This is a genomic window from Burkholderia sp. Bp9015 (assembly GCF_003853505.1).
Lineage (GTDB): Bacteria > Pseudomonadota > Gammaproteobacteria > Burkholderiales > Burkholderiaceae > Burkholderia.
The window spans coordinates 13282-31021 of the sequence record NZ_QTPZ01000045.1; the positions used below are offsets into that span (position 1 = coordinate 13282).

Consider the following 17740-nt stretch of genomic DNA (forward strand, 5'->3'; position numbering starts at 1 on the left):
CAGCTTACCGCACTGTCGCCGGCGCGGCAGGCCGCGAGCCGTCAACCGCCGTTTTCCTCGCGCTCGCGGCGCTTGCGCAGCGCCTTTTCCTCTATGCCCGACAACCCTTCGCGGCGCTCGAGTTCGGCGATCACGTCGGCCGGGCTCAGGTCGAAATGCGACAGCATCACGAGGCAGTGGAACCACAAATCGGCCACCTCGCCGACCAGCGCCGTCGGCGCGCCGCCCTGGCGTACGTCCTTCGCGGCCAGCACGACTTCGGTCGCCTCTTCGCCGATCTTCTTCAGCACCGCGTCGTCGCCCTTGTGGAACAGGCGCGATACGTACGATTGTTCGGGGTCGCCGCCCTTGCGGCTATCGATCACGGCCGCGAGGCGCAGCAGCGTGTCTTCGGTCGATTGCGTCATTTGTAGATGTGTTCGGGGTCTTTCAGCACCGGATCGACCGCGACCCAGTCGCCGCCGTCCACCGTACCTTCGAATTTCTGGAAGAAGCACGAATGCCGGCCGGTGTGGCAGGCGATGCCCGACACCTGCTCGACCTTCAGCAGCACGACGTCCTCGTCGCAATCGAGCCGCACCTCGTGCACGTGCTGCACGTGGCCCGACTCCTCGCCCTTGAACCACAGGCGCTTGCGCGAGCGCGAATAGTAGACCGCGCGCTGCGTCTCGATCGTCTTCGCCAGTGCCTCGCGGTTCATCCACGCGAACATCAGCACGTCGTTCGTCGACGCTTCCTGCGCGATCACCGGCACGAGGCCGTTGTCGTCCCAGCGGACCTTGTCGAGCCACGCGGGCAAGGATTTCGTTTGCGTATTCATCACAGCCTCACCGCGATGCCCTGCTCGGCCATGAAGCGCTTCGCCTCGCCGACCGTGTGCTCGCCGTAGTGGAAGATGCTGGCGGCCAGCACCGCGTCCGCGCGGCCGTCCTTGATGCCGTCCGCGAGATCCTGCAGGCAGCCGACACCGCCCGATGCGATCACCGGCACCGGCACCGCGTCCGACACGCCGCGCGTGAGCGCGAGGTCGAAGCCCGACTTCGTGCCGTCGCGGTCCATGCTCGTGAGCAGGATCTCGCCCGCGCCGAGTTCGGCCATCTTGCGCGCCCATTCGATCGCATCCAGGCCAGTGCCCTTGCGGCCGCCGTGCGTGAAGACTTCCCAGCGCGGCGCCTCGCCGTCGGCCGACACGCGCTTCGCGTCGATCGCGACGACGATGCACTGCGAGCCGTACTTGTCGGCCGCGTCACGCACGAGCTGCGGGTTCGCGACCGCCGACGAATTCATGCTGACCTTGTCCGCGCCGGCGTTCAACAGGCGCCGCACGTCCTCGACGGCGCGCACGCCGCCGCCGACGGTCAGCGGAATGAACACCTGCGACGCAACGGCTTCGATGATCGGCAGGATCAGGTCGCGCTGGTCGGAGGTCGCGGTGATGTCGAGGAACGTCAGTTCGTCGGCGCCCTGGTCGTCGTAGCGGCGGGCGATTTCGACGGGGTCGCCGGCATCGCGCAGCTCGACGAAGTTGACGCCCTTGACGACACGCCCGGCAGTCACGTCCAGGCAGGGGATGATGCGTTTAGCTAGAGCCATGATGTACGCCATAGGCCGCGGTGGAACGGCCGGTTGCGGAAGCCTCGCGCGAGGCTTCCGGTCGGGGCCGCCTGCGGGCAGCCCCGGCGAACGGGACACCGCGGTTACGCGTTGTCGAGTTCGCCGTTCAGTTCGTCCGCGCGCTTTTGCGCGGCCGCGAAATCGAGATCGCCGGAGTAGATCGCACGGCCGCAGATCACGCCTTCGACGCCGTGCTCTTCCACTTCGCACAGGTTCTCGATGTCCGTGAGGTTCGACAGGCCGCCGCTGGCGATCACCGGAATGCCGACCGCCTGCGCGAGCTTCACGGTCGCCTCGATATTGATGCCCTGCAGCATCCCGTCGCGGCCGATGTCCGTGTAGACGATCGACTCGACGCCGTAGTCCTCGAACTTCTGCGCGAGATCGATCACCTCATGGCCCGTCAGCTTGCTCCAGCCGTCGGTCGCGACCTTGCCGTCCTTCGCGTCCAGGCCGACGATGATGTTGCCCGCGAACGCGGTGCACGCGTCCTGCAGGAAGCCCGGATCCTTCACGGCCGCGGTGCCGATGATCACGTAGGACAGGCCCGCGTCGAGATACTTCTCGATCGTCTCGAGGCTGCGGATGCCGCCGCCGAGCTGAACGGGGATTTCGTCGCCGACTTCGTCGAGGATCGCTTCGATCGCCTCGAGATTCTTCGGCTTGCCGGCGAATGCGCCGTTCAGGTCGACCAGATGCAGCCGCCGGGCGCCGAGATCGACCCACTTGCGGGCCATCGCCGCCGGGTCCTCGGAGAAAATCGTGGCCTGGTCCATATCGCCCTGTTTGAGGCGCACACACTGACCGTCTTTGAGATCGATGGCCGGAATCAGCAACATAGCAATCGGGTGTCGTCGTGGAAAATGAAAAGAATCCGGCGCGCACCGGCCAAACCGGTGCCGCGCCGTCTCGCTAGTTTAGTACAACTCTTTCGGTGCTTAAGCGTGCGAGCCCCGCACGACAGGCGTTTGCGCCCTGTCGACTGTGGCTCGCGCACCACGTTCACGGCTTCCAGTGTACGAAGTTGCGATACAGACGCAACCCGACTTCCGCGCTTTTCTCGGGGTGGAATTGGGTCGCGAAGAGATTGTCCCGCGCGACCGCTGACGTAAACGGCGCGCCGTAGGCCGTTTCGCCGACCGTGTGCGCCGGGTTGTCCGGGCTCACGTAATAGCTGTGAACGAAGTAGAAATACGCGTCGTCGGGCACGCCGTCCCACAGCGGGTGCGGCTGCGACTGGCGCACGCGGTTCCAGCCCATCTGCGGCACCTTGAAGCGCGAGCCGTCGTCCTGCAGCCGGCCGTCGAGCTCGAAGCGCACGACCTTGCCGGGCAGCAGGCCCAGGCCCTTCGTGTCGCCTTCCGCGCTCCAGTCGAACAGCATCTGCTCGCCGACGCACACGCCGAGCAGCGGCTTCGTGCGCGACGCCTCGATCACCGCTTCCTGCAGCCCCGATTCGCCGAGGCAGCGCATGCAGTCGGGCATCGCGCCCTGGCCGGGCAGCACGACACGGTCGGCCGCGCGAATCGCGGCCGGCGTGTCGACGATCGCCACGTCGGCGGCCGGTTCGGCCTTCTTGAGCGCCTGCGCGACCGAGCGCAGGTTGCCCATCCCATAATCCACAATCGCAATCGAAGTTTTCATCTCAGTGCAGGCAGTAGCGCCCTCAGTCCATTGACGATGAATTCCACCGCCAGCGCCGACAGCATCAAACCCATCAGCCGCGTGGCGATGTTGATGCCGGTGCGGCCGATCCAGTTCGCGATCGGCTCGGCAAGCCGCATCGCGAAGAAACACAGCAGAGCCAGCGCCGCGCCGATCGCGACGAGCCCGGCTCGCTCATACCAGTGATGCGAGTTCGCCGCATAGATGATCACCGTGCTGATCGAGCCGGGGCCCGTGAGCAGCGGAATCGCCAGCGGCACGACCGCGATGTTGTCCTTCTGCTCGGCTTCATGGCGCTCCTCCGGCGTCGAGCGGGTGTTGCCGGCCTGAGCGTTCAGCATGCTGATCGCCATCAGCAGCATGATGATCCCGCCGCCCACTTCGAGCGAGCCGACCGATATGCCGAAGAAGTCGATGATCTGCTGCCCGAGCAGCGTCGTCACCGTCATCACGCAGAACACCGACACCGACGCGATCCGGATCGTGCGGCGCCGCTCGTCGTCCGTCTGCTGCGCCGTCAGGCTCAGGAAGAACGGCACCGCGCCGACCGGATTGATCAGCGCGAGCAGGGAAATGAACGATTTGAGCAGATCCATCGCAAGCCGGCGCGCCGCGCCGAAGCCGTGAGGTTGTCCGTGGCGTCCTGTCCGTTCGAAAGTTAGAGGCTGCCCTTCGTCGACGGAATCTGCCCCGCCGCGCGCTCGTCGAGCTCCACCGCCGCACGCAGCGCCCGGCCGAAGGCCTTGAACACCGTTTCGAGCTGGTGGTGCGCGTTGATCCCGCGCAGGTTGTCGATGTGCAGCGTGACGCCCGCGTGGTTCACGAACCCGCGGAAGAATTCGATCGACAGGTCGACGTCGAACGTGCCGATCCGCGCGCGCGTGAACGGCACGTGGAATTCGAGACCCGGCCGGCCCGAGAAGTCGATCACGACGCGCGACAGCGCCTCGTCGAGCGGCACGTACGAATGGCCGTAGCGGCGGATGCCCTTCTTGTCGCCGATCGCCTTCGCGACGGCCTGACCGAGCGTGATGCCGACGTCCTCGACCGTATGGTGGTCGTCGATATGCGTATCGCCATGCGCTTCGACCTCGAGATCGATCAGACCATGTCGCGCGATCTGATCGAGCATATGGTCGAGAAACGGCACGCCGGTGGCCAGCTTCTGCCGGCCCGTACCGTCGAGATCGAGCTTCACACGGATCTGCGTTTCGCTGGTATTGCGAACGACTTCCGCCACACGCATGGCAATTCCTTGATTGAGTCTGATGTAAATGGGGATTGATCGTCGCGCGCCGCCGCGCCCTGGGGTCAACCGGGCAGCGCGAGTTTCAAGGCAGCCAGCAGGCGCGCGTTTTCGTCGGGAGAACCGACGGTCAGCCGCACGCATTCGGCCAGCAACGGATGCATTTTACTCACGTTTTTGACCAGCACCCGCTCGGTGAGCAACGCATCGAACACGGCCGCCGCGTCCGGCACGCGCACCAGCAGGAAATTGCCGGCGCTCGGGAACACCGTCGCGCCCGGCAGCGCGGCCACGGCCTGCGCGAGGCGCGTGCGTTCCGCACGCAGTTCGGCCGCCTGCGCGTCGAGCACGTCGAGGTGGTCGAGCAGGAAATCGGCGGTCGCCTGGGTCAGCACGTTGATGTTGTACGGCGGGCGCACCTTGTCGAACTCGGTCAGCCACGTCGGCAGCCCGGCGAGATAGCCGAGGCGGATTCCCGCGAGGCCGAGCTTCGAGACCGTGCGCATCACGACGACGTTGTCGAACTCGGCGGCACGCGGCAGCCACGAGCGCTCCGCGAACGGCTGGTACGCCTCGTCGATCACGATCAGGCTGTGCCGCGCGGCCGCGATGATCCGCTCGACGTCGGCTTCGTCGTACAGCGTACCGGTCGGGTTGTTCGGGTATGCGAGATAGACGATCGCGGGCCGGTGCTCGGCGATCGCCGCGATCATCGCGTCGGCGTCGAGCGTCAGGTCGGCCTTGAGCGGCACGCCGACGAATTCGAGCTGCGCGAACTTCGCGGACAGTTCGTACATCACGAAGCCCGGCACCGGCGCGAGCACCTTCGCGCCCGGCTTCGCGCAGGCCACCGACATCATGCTGATGATTTCGTCCGAACCGTTGCCGAGCAGCACGTCGCACGCGGCCGGCACGCCCATCGCACGGCGCAGCTTGTCGAGCAGCGCGCCCGGGCGCGGCGCCGGGTAGCGGTTCAGCGCGACCTGCGCGAGGCGCTCGCCGAGCGCCGCCGCGAGCGGCGCCGGCAGCGAATACGGGTTCTCCATCGCATCCAGCTTCACGAACCCGCTCGCGTCGGGCACCGGGTAGCTCGTCATTGCGAGCACGTCGCGGCGGATGATGTCTTGTGGCGTCGTCATGGTCTCAAGCCGGCGTGCGTCGCGCCGGCGTCAAATTGGTCGGCAAGGCGGCGGCTGCCGCCCTGCGCTTGGTCTCCTCGTCGTCCGGAGTCGATGCGTCGGCATCGGCTCCGGCGCGCGGGTCACCCCTTCATCCGGAGTTCGGCGCTGCGCGCGTGCGCCTGCAACCCTTCGCCGTATGCGAGTTCGGAAGCAATCTCGCCCAGCGTCTGCGCACCTTCGGCGCTGACTTCGATCAGGCTCGAGCGCTTGATGAAGTCGTACACGCCGAGCGGCGACGAGAAGCGCGCGGTGCGCGAGGTCGGCAGCACGTGGTTCGGGCCGGCGCAGTAGTCGCCGAGGCTTTCGCTCGTGTAGCGGCCGAGGAAGATCGCGCCGGCGTGGCGGATCTGCTGGCCCCATTGCTGCGGCTCCAGCGCGGAAATCTCGAGGTGCTCGGGCGCGATGTCGTTCGCGATCCGGCACGCTTCGGCCATGTCGCGCACCTTGATCAGCGCGCCGCGGCCTTCGAGCGACGCGCGGATCACGTCCTGGCGCGGCATCGTCGGCAGCAGCTCGTCGATCGCCTTCTCGACGCGCTCGAGGAACGCGGCGTCCGGGCACAGCAGGATCGACTGCGCGAGTTCGTCGTGTTCGGCCTGCGAGAACAGGTCCATCGCGACCCAGCTCGGATCGGTCGTGCCGTCGCACAGCACGAGGATTTCCGATGGTCCGGCGATCATGTCGATGCCGACCGTGCCGAACACGCGGCGCTTGGCGGACGCGACGTACGCATTGCCCGGCCCGCAGATCTTGTCGACCGCCGGCACCGTGGCCGTGCCGAACGCGAGCGCGCCGACCGCCTGCGCGCCACCGATCGTGAACACGCGATCGACGCCGCCGAGCAGCGCCGCGGCGAGCACGAGGTCGTTCTTCACGCCGTCCGGGGTCGGCACGACCATCACGATCTCGCCGACGCCCGCGACCCGCGCGGGAATCGCGTTCATCAGCACCGACGACGGATAGGCGGCCTTGCCGCCCGGCACGTACAGGCCGACGCGGTCGAGCGGCGTGACCTTCTGGCCGAGCACCGTGCCGTCGCTTTCCGTGTACTGCCAGCTATGGGTGCCGCACTCGATCTTCTGTTTCTCGTGATACGCCCGCACGCGTGCGGCGGCGGCTTCCAGCGCCGCGCGCGCCTTCGGCGCGAGGCCGTCGAGCGCCGTCTGCAGCGCGTCCTGCGGCAGTTCGAGCGCGGCGACGCTGCTGGCGTCCAGCCGGTCGAAGCGGTTCGTGTACTCGAGCACCGCGGCGTCGCCGCGCGACTTCACGTCGGCGAGAATCTGCGCGACCGACTGCTCGATCGCTTCGTCCTCGCTCGCCTCGAACGCGAGCACCGCACGCAGCGCGGCGTCGAAGCCGTCGCTGGTCGAATCGAGTTTGCGGATGGTGATGGCCATGGAAGTTCCGTTACGGTGATGCGCTCAATTGCCATTCTGCGACGCGCGTTCGAACGCGTCGAGAATCGGCTTGAGCGCCGCGCGCTTCAACTTCAGCGCAGCCTGGTTCACGACGAGGCGCGACGAGATCGCCATGATCTCCTCGACCTCGACCAGATTGTTCGCCTTCAGCGTGCCGCCCGAGCTGACGAGGTCGACGATCGCGTCGGCCAGCCCGACGAGCGGCGCCAGCTCCATCGAGCCGTACAGCTTGATCAGGTCGACGTGCACGCCCTTCGCGGCGAAGTGTTCGCGTGCCGTTTCGACGTACTTGGTCGCGACCCGCAGGCGCGCGCCCTGGCGCACCGCGTTCGCGTAGTCGAAACCGGCCGGCACGGCGACCGACATCCGGCAGCGTGCAATGTTCAGATCGATCGGCTGGTAGAGGCCCGAGCCGCCGTGCTCGACCAGCACGTCCTTGCCGGCCACGCCGAAGTCGGCCGCGCCGTATTCGACATAGGTCGGCACGTCGCTCGCGCGCACGATGATCACGCGCAGGTTCGGGTCGGTCGTCGGCAGGATCAGCTTGCGCGACGTTTCCGGATCCTCGGCCACCTGCACGCCGGCGGCCGCCAGCAGCGGCAGGGTTTCCTCGAAAATCCGGCCCTTCGACAGGGCGAGGGTCAGCGGCGCGGTCATGCTTGGCTCCCGGAGAGGCGGCGCACGTTCGCGCCGACGGCGGTCAGTTTGGTTTCCATGCGGTCGTAGCCGCGGTCCAGGTGATAGATGCGGTCGACGAGCGTTTCGCCTTCGGCGCGCAGCCCGGCGATCACGAGGCTCGCCGACGCGCGCAGGTCGGTCGCCATCACGTTCGCGCCGGACAGCTTGTCGACGCCCGTCACGAGCGCCGTGTTGCCGTCGATCGTGATGTTCGCGCCGAGCCGGTTCAGCTCCTGCACGTGCATGAAGCGGTTCTCGAAGATGGTCTCGACGACCTGCGCGGTGCCCGTCGCGACCGAATTGAGGGCCATGAACTGAGCCTGCATGTCGGTCGGGAACGCCGGGTATTCCGACGTGCGGATCGTCACCGCCTGCGGGCGGCGGTCCATCTTCACGCGCAACCAGCTGTCGCCTTCCTCGATCGACACGCCGGCCTCGCGCAGCTTGTCGATCACCGCGTCGAGGATGTGCGTGCGCACGCCCGTCAGCATCACGTCGCCGCCCGCCGCCGCGACCGCGCACAGGAACGTGCCGGCCTCGATGCGGTCGGGAATCACCGAATGGCGTGCGCCGTGCAGCCGCTCGACGCCCTGGATCACGAGGCGGTCGGTGCCGATGCCGTCGATTTTCGCGCCCATCGCGACCAGCAAGTGTGCGAGATCGCTCACTTCCGGCTCGCGTGCCGCGTTCTCGATCACCGTCTCGCCGTCGGCCAGCGTCGCGGCCATCAGCAGGTTTTCCGTCCCCGTCACCGTGATCATGTCGGTCACGATGCGCGCGCCCTTCAGGCGCTTCGCGCGTGCCTCGATGAAGCCGTGCTCGATGCTGATCTCGGCGCCCATCGCCTGCAGGCCCTTGATGTGCTGGTCGACCGGCCGCGCGCCGATCGCGCAGCCGCCCGGCAGCGACACCTTGGCCTCGCCGAAGCGCGCGAGCAGCGGCCCGAGCACGAGGATCGACGCGCGCATCGTCTTGACGAGCTCGTACGGCGCGACGAGGTTGTCGACGCGCGATGCGTCGAGCTGCACGCGGCAGCCGTCCGTTTCGCTCTTCACGCCCATCTGGTTCAGCACCTTCAGCGTGGTGCGCACGTCCTTCAGGTTCGGCACGTTGTCGAGTTCGACCGGCTCGGCGCTGAGCAGCCCCGCGCACAGGATCGGCAGTGCGGCGTTCTTCGCGCCCGACACGACGATCTCGCCCGACAACCGGCGACCGCCTTCGATCACCAGCTTGTCCATCCCATGTCCCTGCGATTCCCCGTTGGCGGCCGGGTGTGCCGTGGCGACGCTCTGGACGGCGTCGCGCTCGTTGACGGTGACTTGCACTCAGTGGTTCCGGTTTATGCGTTCTGCCATTCGGCGGGCGTCAGCGTCTTCATGCTGAGCGCGTGAATTTCCTGCTTCATGCGATCGCCGAGCGCCGCATAGACGAGCTGGTGCCGCTGGATCGGCCGCTTGCCTTCGAAGGCCGCCGACACGATCGTCGCGAAGAAATGCTGGCCGTCGCCTTCGACTTCCAGATGAGTGCAGGCGAGACCGCCGGCGATGTATTGCTTGACCTGTTCGGGAGTCGGCAACATGAGGGGCTCCTGTCGGCGCGCGCCGCCCGTGGCGGCCGCCGCCGTCGATATCAATGACGCAGTTTGTAGCCGGTCGCGAGCAGCCGCATCGCGAACATCGCGAGCAGCACGAAGAAACCGGTGACGATCGCGAGGCTTGCGAGCGGGTTGATGTCGGACGCGCCGAAGAACCCGAAACGGAAGCCGTCGATCATGTAGAAAAACGGGTTGAGACGCGAGATCTCGCGCCACACGGGCGGCAGCGAGTGCGTCGAATAGAACACGCCGGACAGGAACGTCAGCGGCATGATCAGGAAGTTCTGGAACGCGGCGAGCTGGTCGAACTTCTCGGCCCAGATCCCGGCGATCAGCCCGAGCGTGCCGAGGATCGCCGAGCCGAGCAGCGCGAACGCGATGATGAACAGCGGCGCCGCGAAATGCATCGGGATAAACCAGATCGTCACGACGAACACGCCCGCGCCGACCGAGAGCCCGCGCACGACGGACGCGAGCACGTACGCGCCGAAGATATCCTTGTAGGACAGCGGCGGCAGCAGCACGAACACGAGGTTGCCGGTGATCTTCGACTGGATCAGCGACGACGAGCTGTTCGCGAATGCGTTCTGCAGCACGCTCATCATCACGAGGCCGGGGACCAGGAAGCTCACGTACTCGACGCCCGGATACACCTCGACTCGGCCCGACAGCGCGTGGCCGAAGATCGTCAGGTACAGCAGCGCCGTCACGATCGGTGCGCACACCGTCTGGAACGACACCTTCCAGAAACGCAAGAGTTCCTTGTAGAACAGCGTTTGAAAACCGCTCATGCCAATCCCTCGACGACTTCTGCTCCGTTCATCACCTGGACGAACACATCCTCGAGGTCCGCCTTGCGGACCTCGATCTCGTCGAACGTGCAGCCCGCCGCGCGACACTGCGCGAGAATCCGTTCGACATCGTCGTAGCTCGCGAGACGCAGCAGATGCTCGCCCGGCGCGCGTGCGGCCGGATCGGTCTCCAGCCCGCGCAGCTCGGCGGGCAGCGCGCCCGTTGCCAGTCGCAGGTACAGCTGCAACCCCGCGAAGCGCCGCAGCAGCGCGTCGGTGCGGTCGAGCGCGACGACCTCCCCGCGGCGCAGCATCGCGATGCGGTCGCACAGCGACTCGGCTTCCTCGAGGTAATGCGTGGTCAGGACGATCGTGTGGCCTTCGCGGTTCAGCCGCGAGATGAATTTCCACAGCGTCTGGCGCAGTTCGACGTCGACGCCGGCCGTCGGCTCGTCGAGCACGATCACGGGCGGCCGGTGCACGAGCGCCTGTGCGACCAGCACGCGGCGCTTCATGCCACCCGACAGCGCGCGCATGTTCGCGTCGGCCTTCTCGGTGAGGTCGAGATTGGCCATCACTTCGTCGATCCAGTCGTCGTTGCGGCGCAGCCCGAAATAGCCGGACTGGATCCGCAGCGTCTCGCGGACGGTGAAGAACGGGTCGAACACGAGTTCCTGCGGCACGACGCCGAGCGCGCGGCGCGCACCGCGGAAGTCCTTGACGACGTCGTGGCCGCGCACCGAGATACTGCCTTCATCGGCCCGGGCGAGCCCGGCGAGGATACTGATGAGCGTGGTCTTGCCTGCGCCGTTCGGGCCGAGCAGACCGAAAAACTCGCCCTCCTCGACCGACAGGCTGACGCCCTTGAGCGCCTGAAGCGATTTGTAGCGCTTCCTGACGTGACGGATTTCTATGGCTGACATGACTGTGCGCGGCGCAGGGGCCGCGACGCCTATTCTGTGCGTGCTGCGAAAGAAAATGGGGGCCGGACGCCGATTGGCTGCCCCGCAAAACGCTTGATTATAGGGCAAACCGGCTGGTGGAGCCGGCGCCTAAGGCGCGCGGCCTGAAGCGTGCGCGCGCCGGCTGGCGCGGCAGGCTTCGGTCGGACAGGGTCAATGTCGCCCGGTGCCGTCGATGAGCGCGTCGACGCCGTAGGCGCGCGCGAGGCTGGCGAGCTTCGAGGGGAGATTGAGGATGTCGAGGGTCGCACCGCGCGCTTTGGCGGCACGTTGCCATGCGAGCAGCACGGCGAGCGCGGACGAGTCGAACTGCGTCAGCGCCGCGCAGTCGACGGCGGTTTCGCCCGCGTCGATGCGCGCGAGACCGTCCGCGAGCGCGGACTTCGCGCTCGCGACGGTCAGCGAGGAGCCGGCCGCGAAGCCGCTCACGACGCCTGCTTGCCGGCGGCAAGTTCCTGGTTGCGCTGCGTCAGGAACTTGATCAGGCCGTCCACGCCGCTTTGCTGGATCTTCTCGTTGAACTGCTGCTGGTACGTCTGGATCAGCCATGCGCCCAGCACGTTCAGGTCATACACCTTCCAGCCGTTGGCCGTCTTGTACAGGCGGTAATCGATCTGGACCGGCTGGCCGTTGTTCATCGCGACCGTCTTCACGACGACGTCGGTGTCGGCCGGATCGGCACGGAACGGCGGGTACTGGATCTGCTGGTCCGGCTTCAGCTGCGCAAGCGCGCCCGAATACGTGCGGATCAGCAGCAGCTTGAACTGCTCCTGAACCTGTTGCTGCTGCTCGGCCGACGCCGTGCGCCAGTTGCGGCCCATCGCGAGCTGCGTGGTGCGGCGGAAATCGGTGTACGGCAGGATGTCCTTGTTGACGATCGTAATGATGCGGTTGGTGTCGCCCTGCTTGATTGTCTGCTGCTTGACCTCGTCGAGCACCTGCTGCGTCGCCGTCTTGATCAGCGCCTGCGGGTTCGACTGGTCGACTTGCGCGTGAGCTGCGCTGCCGAACGAGAACAGCGCCGCGAAAACGGGAATCAGGAACAGTTTTTTCATCATGGAGACCTGCATGAAGAGTCGATGCGAAGGTTGGAGCCGGTAGATTACGCGAAGGTTCGCGTGCGCTACCGACTGAATCGTTTCCGGCTGTAACGAATGTAAGCGCGTCAGTGCAGCCGGATGCTCGGGAAGCGGAATCCGCCCGGCGACGGCGGCGCCACCTGCATCGGCGGCACGGTCGTCGCGCTGGCCGGGTTCGGCGCCTGGGCGGCACCCGACGCCGGTGCGGCAACGGCCGCGCCCGATGCGCCGGCCGGCGCCGTCGCGCCACCGACTGCCGCGGCGCCCGCCGTCCCGGCCGCACCGGCTGCCGCCGGTGCCGCGCCGTCGTCCGGCAGGTCGTACTTCGGCAGCGCATCGTTGCTCGACGTCGTCGAGGCCTCGCCGCGCGCGTTGTCGATCAGCATCTGGCGGCGTTGCAGGTACGCGTTGCGCACGAACGAATACTTGTCGAGCGCCGCGGCATCCAGCACGTCGCCCGCGCCGAGCAGGTTCGCACGCGTATTGACGAGGTTCACGCCGAACAGGCCCCAGCTCAGGCCGTCCGGCTTCACGTAGGTGAGCGGGTTGCCGACGTAGTCGACGCCGAGGCCGGCCGTGTCGCGCAGCGTGCTCGGGCCGAGCAGCGGCAGCACGAGATACGGACCCGACGGCATGCCGTAGCGACCCATCGTGATCCCGAAGTCGGCCGTGTGCTTCGGCAGTTTCGCGATCGTCGCGACGTCGAACAGGCCGCCGACGCCGAACACCGTGTTGATCACGACGCGCATGATGTCGCCGACGCCGTCCGCGATCCGCAGCTGCACGATGTTGTTCGCCGCGATGTAGACGTCGCCGATGTTCGAGAAGAAGTTCGTCACGCTGTCGCGCACCGGCTGCGGCACCACGTACTGGTAGCCCTTCGCGACCGGTTTCAGCGCGTACGTGTCGACCGTGTCGTTGAACTTGTACATCGACCGGTTGAAGCCTTCGAGCGGATCGCCCTTGGTCGGCGTCTGCACGGTCGCGCAACCGCTCAATGCGGCGACTGCCGCCACCGCGAGCGCGGCGTGCCTGATGCGGATCGTCTGCATGGTCATTACCCTCTTGTCTTTCTCTCGTGTGGTTATTGGGCGGCCGAACCGGACACCGCGGAGGCCGGCACCGCGACCGGTGCGGGCGCCGCCGGTGCAGCCGAGGCGCCGGATGCCGGCTTCGCGCCACCCGCGTCGGCTGCCTTGCTGTACAGGAACTGGCCGATCAGGTTCTCGAGCACGATCGCCGACTGCGTCATCGTGATCGTATCGCCCGCCTTCAGCATTTCGGTGTCGCCGCCCGGATCGAGGCCGATGTACTGCTCGCCGAGCAGGCCCGACGTCAGGATCTTCGCGGACGAATCCTTCGGGAACGGATACTGGCCGTCGATATCGATCGTCACCAGCGCCTGGTAGGTGTTGGGATCGAAGCCGATCGCCTTCACGCGACCGACCACGACACCCGCGCTCTTCACGGCCGCGCGCGCCTTCAGCCCGCCGATGTTGTCGAATTTCATCCGCACCGAGTAGGTCGGCTGAAACGAAAGCGAGCTCATGTTGCCGACCTTGAGCGCCAGGAACAGCACCGCAAGGAAGCCCACCACCACGAACAGGCCGACCCAGAAGTCGAGAGCAGTCTTTTTCATCGTCATCCCAAAATTTGGCTTGGCTGAGGCTTAGCTGAACATCAGCGCGGTCAGCAGGAAATCGAGGCCGAGTACGGCGAGCGACGCGAACACGACCGTCTTGGTCGTCGCGCGCGACACGCCCTCGGGCGTGGGCTTCGCTTCATACCCTTGAAACAGCGCAATGAAGGTCACGGCGAACCCGAACACGATGCTCTTGATCACGCCGTTGCCGACGTCGGCCCATACCTGGACCCCGCCCTGCATCTGCGACCAGAACGCGCCCGGATCGACGCCGATCAGCACGACCCCGACGAAATAGCCGCCGAGCACGCCGACCGCGTTGAAGATCGCGGCGAGCAGCGGCATCGCGATGATGCCGGCCCACAGGCGCGGCGCGATCACCGTCTTGACCGGGTCGACGGCCATCATCTCGAGCGCGGTGAGCTGCTCGCCGGCCTTCATCAGGCCGATCTCGGCCGTCAGCGACGTGCCGGCGCGGCCCGCGAACAGCAGCGCGGTCACGACCGGGCCGAGCTCGCGCACGAGCGACAGCGCGACCAGCAGGCCGAGCGCCTGCTCGGACCCGTAGCGATTCAGCGTGTAGTAGCCCTGCAGGCCGAGCACGAAGCCGACGAACAGGCCCGACACGGCGATGATCACGAACGAATAGTTGCCGAGGAAGTGGATCTGCTTCGTGACCAGCCGCGGCCGGCGCAACAGCGGGAAGAATTCCAGCACGAGGCGCACGAACAGCCGCGTGCCGTAGCCCGCGCGCTCGAGGCCGCCGATGACGTAACGTCCGATCGCGCTGATCATGCGCGCCCTCCGCCGAGCCCGAAATCCGCTGCTAGCGGCGGGCTCGTGTAATGAAATTTGAACGGGCCGTCCGGCGCGCCGTCGATGAACTGGCGCACGCTCGGGTCGGTCGATGCGCGCAGCTCGTCGGGCGTACCCTGCGCGAGCACGCCGCCGTTGGCCAGAAAATACACGTAGTCGGCGATCGCGAACGATTCCGGCACGTCGTGCGTGACGAGGATCGACGTCGCGCCGAGCGCCTCGTTCAGCGTGCGGATCAGGTTCGCGGTGATGCCGAGCGAGATCGGATCGAGGCCCGCGAACGGTTCGTCGTACATGATGAGCTGCGGGTCGAGCGCGATCGCGCGCGCGAGCGCGATGCGGCGCGCCATCCCGCCCGACACCTCGGACGGCATCAGGTCGCGCGCGCCGCGCAGGCCGACCGCGTTGAGCTTCATCAGCACCAGATCGCGGATCAGGTCGTCGGGCAGGTCGGTGTGTTCGCGCAGCGCGAACGCGACGTTCTCGAACACGGACATGTCGGTGAACAGCGCGCCGAACTGGAACAGCATGCCCATCTTGCGGCGCAGCGCGTACAGGCCGTCGCGCGTCTGCGCGCCGACGTCGGCGCCGTCGAACAGCACCTGGCCGCGGCGTGCGCGCACCAGCCCGCCGATCAGGCGCAGCACGGTCGTCTTGCCGCAACCCGACCCGCCCATGACGGCGACGACCTGGCCGCGCCCGAAGCGCATGTTCAGGTTCGACAGGACGAGGCGGTCGCCGTAGCCAAAGTCGACGTCGCGAAGTTCCAGCAGGGTCTCGGTAGGAGTGGGGCTCACGGAGCTGACAGTCCTTTTACGCAGAACGCCGAATTATAGGGCCTGCATTGGAATGATGTCGTGACGCCGTTCCGGGCCCTGCGGTCAATGATTGTCAAATTGTCGGGCAAAGCATTGCTGCAACGCAACAATCGCCGCCCGATAATCGTTGGCGCCCGTGATCGCGCTGACCACCGCGACGCTGCCGACGCCCGTCGCCAGCACGTCCGGCAACGCGTCGAGCCCCACGCCGCCGATCGCGACGAGCGGCGCCCGCGCCCCCGCGAAGCGCGCATAGCGGGCAATCCTCGCCAGGCCCTGCGGCGGCGCCGCGACTGCCTTGGTCGCGGTCGCGTAGACGGGACCGAGCGCCAGATAGCTCGGGCGCTCGTGCAAGGCCCGCAACATCTCGTAATAACCGTGGCTCGACAGCCCGAGCCGCAGGCCGGCGCGCGCGAGCGCGGCCAGATCGGCCGTTTCCAGATCCTCCTGGCCCAGATGTACGCCGTACGCACCCTCTTCTACTGCGATCCGCCAGTGATCGTTGATGAACACACGCGCATCGGGATAGCGGCGCCCTGCCGCGACCGCGCGCGCGATTTCACGGCGCAATGCGTCCGGCTCCGCGCCTTTCACGCGCAGCTGCACGGTCCGCGCGCCGCAATCCAACACGCGCTCGACCCATTCGGCATCCGGGACGACCGGATACAGGCCCAGTTGCGCGGGGCACGGCGGGAATGCCGGCTCCGGTGCGGCGGCCAGGCCGGCGACACGCGGGAACCGTGCCGCGTCGACCGGCCACGCATCGGCATCGCGCGTTTCGTCGCCGTCGCGCCACGCCAGCGCGAGCACCAGCGCGTCGATCGGCGCGAAACCGCAGTCGAGGAACGCGGCGAGCGCCGCGATCCAGTCGTCGGCGAGCGGATGCGCGGCTTCCAGCGCGTGGCGCACGCCCACGGCATGCAGCACGGCGCCGCGCTCGTCGAATTCGATCGCGACCGCGTCCGGCGATGCGGGGCGCGATGCAGCCGACGCGCGCGCCTGCGCGGCACGGTCGCCGGCCGACACGATCAGCACGTCGCCGTCGGCCGGCACGTCGGGCGCCGCGACGCAGAGCCGCCACGGCGTCGTGCCGGCCGGCCAGTCGCCGAGGCGCGCGCGAATCCGCTCGGCCGCTTCGGCCAGCTCGTCGGCCGGCGGCCAGAAGGCATCGGCGAAGCGCACGCTCATGCGCCGCCTCCGTCCTGGTGCCAGAACGGCATCCCGACGACCGGCGTGCTCGCATGCGCGGTCTCGCGCGCATCCATCGGCCCGGCGAGGTAGGCCGCACGGCCGGCCTCGACGCCCTGCGCGAACGCGCGCGCCATGATCTCCGGGTGCGTGGCCTGCGACACGGCCGTGTTCAGCAGCACGCCGTCGAAACCCCACTCCATCACCTGGCACGCGTGCGACGGCACCCCGAGCCCCGCGTCGACGATCAGCGGCACGTCCGGCAGCCGCTCGCGCAACACGCGCAGCCCGTACGGGTTCACGACGCCCTTGCCGGTGCCGATCGGCGCGCCCCACGGCATCAGCGCCTCGCAACCGACGTCGAGCAGGCGCCGGCCGATCACGAGATCCTCGGTGCAGTAAGGCAGCACCTTGAAGCCGTCCTTGACCAGTTGCGCGGCCGCCTCGATCAGCCCGACCGGGTCGGGCTGCAGCGTGTAGTCGTCGCCGATCAGCTCGAGCTTGATCCAGTCGGTGTCGAACACCTCGCGCGCCATGTGCGCGGTCGTCACCGCCTCGGCGACGGTCTGGCAGCCGGCCGTGTTCGGCAGCAGCGGCACCGCGTGACGCTTGAGCAGGTCGAAAAAGCCGGCCTCGGCCGTGCCGCCGGTCATCTGGCGGCGCAGCGCGACCGTCACCATCCCGGGGCGCGACGCGGCGATCGAGTCGGACAGCGACTGCAGCGACGGATAGCGCGACGTGCCGAGCAGCACGCGGCTTGCGAAGGTTTCGCCATACAGCGTCAGCGCGTCGGCGGAAGTGAGGGACGTCATGTCGTTTTCCTGGAAGAGCGGGGGCGAACCGGCGGCGCTCAGCCGCCCGCGACGGGGTGCACCACGTCGAGCTTGTCGCCCGTCGCGAGCGCGCGCGCCGCATGCTGCGTGCGCGCGACGAAATTGCCGTTCAGCGCGACCGCGTACGGCGGACGCGCGCCGTACGCGGCGAGCGCGTCGGCCACTGTCGCGCCGTCGGGCAGCGTCAGCGTCTGTTGGTTGATCTGGATATCCAT

General features: G+C 67.5%; 23 protein-coding genes. All 23 read right to left on the reverse strand.

The features are described from left to right. Nucleotides 1-41: 41 nt before the first annotated feature. Nucleotides 42-407, reverse strand: a complete 366-nt coding sequence (locus DIE12_RS33080; protein WP_044845953.1) for a phosphoribosyl-ATP diphosphatase — start codon at nt 405-407, stop codon at nt 42-44. Beyond that, on the reverse strand, nt 404-820 hold the full coding sequence (gene hisI / locus DIE12_RS33085; protein ID WP_124522228.1) for a phosphoribosyl-AMP cyclohydrolase: 417 nt from the start codon (nt 818-820) through the stop codon (nt 404-406). Before hisI ends, DIE12_RS33080 begins: the two co-directional genes overlap by 4 nt. After that, nucleotides 820-1593, reverse strand: a complete 774-nt coding sequence (gene hisF, locus DIE12_RS33090; RefSeq protein WP_044845999.1) for an imidazole glycerol phosphate synthase subunit HisF — start codon at nt 1591-1593, stop codon at nt 820-822. Before hisF ends, hisI begins: the two co-directional genes overlap by 1 nt. 104 nt (nt 1594-1697) lie before the next feature. Continuing rightward, a complete protein-coding gene (gene hisA / locus DIE12_RS33095) occupies nt 1698-2453 on the reverse strand; it encodes a 1-(5-phosphoribosyl)-5-[(5-phosphoribosylamino)methylideneamino]imidazole-4-carboxamide isomerase (protein WP_034183653.1) in 756 nt (251 codons plus the stop codon). A 163-nt stretch (nt 2454-2616) separates the two neighbouring features. Next, entirely contained in the window at nt 2617-3258 is a 642-nt protein-coding gene (gene hisH / locus DIE12_RS33100) for an imidazole glycerol phosphate synthase subunit HisH (RefSeq protein WP_044845955.1), read from the reverse strand. After that, on the reverse strand, nt 3255-3875 hold the full coding sequence (locus tag DIE12_RS33105) for a YchE family NAAT transporter (RefSeq protein ID WP_044845956.1): 621 nt from the start codon (nt 3873-3875) through the stop codon (nt 3255-3257). Before DIE12_RS33105 ends, hisH begins: the two co-directional genes overlap by 4 nt. Before the next feature lie 62 nt (nt 3876-3937). Further along, nucleotides 3938-4525 (reverse strand): imidazoleglycerol-phosphate dehydratase HisB, encoded by a 588-nt coding sequence (gene hisB, locus DIE12_RS33110; RefSeq protein WP_006751804.1) that lies wholly within the window; start codon nt 4523-4525, stop codon nt 3938-3940. A 65-nt stretch (nt 4526-4590) separates the two neighbouring features. Then, a complete protein-coding gene (hisC, locus tag DIE12_RS33115) occupies nt 4591-5664 on the reverse strand; it encodes a histidinol-phosphate transaminase (RefSeq protein WP_044845957.1) in 1074 nt (357 codons plus the stop codon). Between the two features lie 122 nt (nt 5665-5786). Then, nucleotides 5787-7103, reverse strand: coding sequence for a histidinol dehydrogenase (hisD, locus tag DIE12_RS33120; RefSeq protein WP_124522230.1), 1317 nt, complete (start codon nt 7101-7103; stop codon nt 5787-5789). A gap of 24 nt (nt 7104-7127) precedes the next feature. Next, nucleotides 7128-7781 carry an ATP phosphoribosyltransferase gene (gene hisG, locus DIE12_RS33125; RefSeq protein ID WP_006751807.1) on the reverse strand — a complete coding sequence of 218 codons (654 nt, stop codon included), beginning with the start codon at nt 7779-7781 and terminating at the stop codon, nt 7128-7130. Next, complete coding sequence (murA, locus tag DIE12_RS33130; protein ID WP_124522231.1) at nt 7778-9127, reverse strand: UDP-N-acetylglucosamine 1-carboxyvinyltransferase; 1350 nt, start codon at nt 9125-9127, stop codon at nt 7778-7780. The genes hisG and murA overlap by 4 nt, the downstream gene beginning before the upstream one ends. A gap of 14 nt (nt 9128-9141) precedes the next feature. Continuing rightward, a complete protein-coding gene (locus DIE12_RS33135; RefSeq protein WP_006477131.1) occupies nt 9142-9381 on the reverse strand; it encodes a BolA family protein in 240 nt (79 codons plus the stop codon). 50 nt (nt 9382-9431) lie between these two features. Next, entirely contained in the window at nt 9432-10187 is a 756-nt protein-coding gene (locus DIE12_RS33140) for an ABC transporter permease (protein WP_044845960.1), read from the reverse strand. Then, nucleotides 10184-11110: an ABC transporter ATP-binding protein gene (locus tag DIE12_RS33145; RefSeq protein ID WP_124522232.1), complete on the reverse strand. Its 927-nt coding sequence runs from the start codon at nt 11108-11110 to the stop codon at nt 10184-10186. The genes DIE12_RS33140 and DIE12_RS33145 overlap by 4 nt, the downstream gene beginning before the upstream one ends. A gap of 192 nt (nt 11111-11302) precedes the next feature. Further along, on the reverse strand, nt 11303-11578 hold the full coding sequence (locus tag DIE12_RS33150) for a lipid asymmetry maintenance protein MlaB (RefSeq protein ID WP_044845962.1): 276 nt from the start codon (nt 11576-11578) through the stop codon (nt 11303-11305). Further along, nucleotides 11575-12204 (reverse strand): phospholipid-binding protein MlaC, encoded by a 630-nt coding sequence (locus DIE12_RS33155; RefSeq protein ID WP_044846000.1) that lies wholly within the window; start codon nt 12202-12204, stop codon nt 11575-11577. Before DIE12_RS33155 ends, DIE12_RS33150 begins: the two co-directional genes overlap by 4 nt. Nucleotides 12205-12314: 110 nt before the next feature. Beyond that, nucleotides 12315-13280 (reverse strand): VacJ family lipoprotein, encoded by a 966-nt coding sequence (locus tag DIE12_RS33160; protein ID WP_044845963.1) that lies wholly within the window; start codon nt 13278-13280, stop codon nt 12315-12317. Nucleotides 13281-13312: 32 nt separating this feature from the next. Continuing rightward, nucleotides 13313-13873, reverse strand: a complete 561-nt coding sequence (mlaD, locus tag DIE12_RS33165; protein ID WP_124487854.1) for an outer membrane lipid asymmetry maintenance protein MlaD — start codon at nt 13871-13873, stop codon at nt 13313-13315. A 24-nt stretch (nt 13874-13897) separates the two neighbouring features. Further along, on the reverse strand, nt 13898-14665 hold the full coding sequence (gene mlaE / locus DIE12_RS33170; protein ID WP_006762098.1) for a lipid asymmetry maintenance ABC transporter permease subunit MlaE: 768 nt from the start codon (nt 14663-14665) through the stop codon (nt 13898-13900). After that, complete coding sequence (locus DIE12_RS33175; protein WP_044845966.1) at nt 14662-15483, reverse strand: ABC transporter ATP-binding protein; 822 nt, start codon at nt 15481-15483, stop codon at nt 14662-14664. The genes mlaE and DIE12_RS33175 overlap by 4 nt, the downstream gene beginning before the upstream one ends. Before the next feature lie 84 nt (nt 15484-15567). Continuing rightward, nucleotides 15568-16692 (reverse strand): thiamine phosphate synthase, encoded by a 1125-nt coding sequence (gene thiE, locus DIE12_RS33180; protein ID WP_124522234.1) that lies wholly within the window; start codon nt 16690-16692, stop codon nt 15568-15570. After that, nucleotides 16689-17504, reverse strand: coding sequence for a thiazole synthase (locus tag DIE12_RS33185; protein ID WP_039322226.1), 816 nt, complete (start codon nt 17502-17504; stop codon nt 16689-16691). Before DIE12_RS33185 ends, thiE begins: the two co-directional genes overlap by 4 nt. Nucleotides 17505-17542: 38 nt before the next feature. Then, entirely contained in the window at nt 17543-17740 is a 198-nt protein-coding gene (thiS, locus tag DIE12_RS33190) for a sulfur carrier protein ThiS (protein WP_014898319.1), read from the reverse strand.

Coding starts and splice junctions, on each gene's coding strand:
- DIE12_RS33080 (WP_044845953.1), bottom strand. CDS start 407: ATGACGCAATCGACCGAAGACACGCTGCTGCGCCTCGCGGCCGTGATC.
- hisI (WP_124522228.1), bottom strand. CDS start 820: ATGAATACGCAAACGAAATCCTTGCCCGCGTGGCTCGACAAGGTCCGC.
- hisF (WP_044845999.1), bottom strand. CDS start 1,593: ATGGCTCTAGCTAAACGCATCATCCCCTGCCTGGACGTGACTGCCGGG.
- hisA (WP_034183653.1), bottom strand. CDS start 2,453: ATGTTGCTGATTCCGGCCATCGATCTCAAAGACGGTCAGTGTGTGCGC.
- hisH (WP_044845955.1), bottom strand. CDS start 3,258: ATGAAAACTTCGATTGCGATTGTGGATTATGGGATGGGCAACCTGCGC.
- DIE12_RS33105 (WP_044845956.1), bottom strand. CDS start 3,875: ATGGATCTGCTCAAATCGTTCATTTCCCTGCTCGCGCTGATCAATCCG.
- hisB (WP_006751804.1), bottom strand. CDS start 4,525: ATGCGTGTGGCGGAAGTCGTTCGCAATACCAGCGAAACGCAGATCCGT.
- hisC (WP_044845957.1), bottom strand. CDS start 5,664: ATGACGACGCCACAAGACATCATCCGCCGCGACGTGCTCGCAATGACG.
- hisD (WP_124522230.1), bottom strand. CDS start 7,103: ATGGCCATCACCATCCGCAAACTCGATTCGACCAGCGACGGCTTCGAC.
- hisG (WP_006751807.1), bottom strand. CDS start 7,781: ATGACCGCGCCGCTGACCCTCGCCCTGTCGAAGGGCCGGATTTTCGAG.
- DIE12_RS33135 (WP_006477131.1), bottom strand. CDS start 9,381: ATGTTGCCGACTCCCGAACAGGTCAAGCAATACATCGCCGGCGGTCTC.
- DIE12_RS33140 (WP_044845960.1), bottom strand. CDS start 10,187: ATGAGCGGTTTTCAAACGCTGTTCTACAAGGAACTCTTGCGTTTCTGG.
- DIE12_RS33145 (WP_124522232.1), bottom strand. CDS start 11,110: ATGTCAGCCATAGAAATCCGTCACGTCAGGAAGCGCTACAAATCGCTT.
- DIE12_RS33155 (WP_044846000.1), bottom strand. CDS start 12,204: ATGAAAAAACTGTTCCTGATTCCCGTTTTCGCGGCGCTGTTCTCGTTC.
- DIE12_RS33160 (WP_044845963.1), bottom strand. CDS start 13,280: ATGCAGACGATCCGCATCAGGCACGCCGCGCTCGCGGTGGCGGCAGTC.
- mlaD (WP_124487854.1), bottom strand. CDS start 13,873: ATGACGATGAAAAAGACTGCTCTCGACTTCTGGGTCGGCCTGTTCGTG.
- mlaE (WP_006762098.1), bottom strand. CDS start 14,665: ATGATCAGCGCGATCGGACGTTACGTCATCGGCGGCCTCGAGCGCGCG.
- thiE (WP_124522234.1), bottom strand. CDS start 16,692: ATGAGCGTGCGCTTCGCCGATGCCTTCTGGCCGCCGGCCGACGAGCTG.
- DIE12_RS33185 (WP_039322226.1), bottom strand. CDS start 17,504: ATGACGTCCCTCACTTCCGCCGACGCGCTGACGCTGTATGGCGAAACC.
- thiS (WP_014898319.1), bottom strand. CDS start 17,740: ATGGATATCCAGATCAACCAACAGACGCTGACGCTGCCCGACGGCGCG.